The organism is Achromobacter sp. GbtcB20, from assembly GCF_019091095.1.
Classification (GTDB): domain Bacteria; phylum Pseudomonadota; class Gammaproteobacteria; order Burkholderiales; family Burkholderiaceae_B; genus Achromobacter; species Achromobacter mucicolens.
Genome location: NZ_JAGXJZ010000857.1, coordinates 1 through 239 on the forward strand (window position 1 = coordinate 1; position 239 = coordinate 239).

1 protein-coding gene is annotated in these 239 nt (G+C 62.8%); it reads left to right on the forward strand.

Features of this window, described 5'->3' with window-relative positions; genetic code table 11:
• Positions 1-239, forward strand: a 239-nt coding sequence (locus tag KVT32_RS31410) for a DUF1415 family protein (protein WP_217619568.1), incomplete at both ends; no start/stop codon positions are given.

The following is a 239-nucleotide window of genomic DNA, read 5'->3' on the forward strand; positions in this document are numbered from 1 at the left end:
GTCGCCGGCGCGCACACCCGAGGCATTGCTGGAACAATTGATGGACGAACTACAGCGCCTGTCCGACACCCCGGCCGAGGAAGTCGACACCACGCTCCTGATCCATCCCTTCGTGCTGAACGATTTTCTGGACTACAACGAGTTCCTCGACGTGGCCGAAGCCGCCGTCGAGGACATGCATCTCGACGGCGAACTGCAGGTGGCCAGCTTCCACCCGGACTACCAGGTCGCCGACAGCG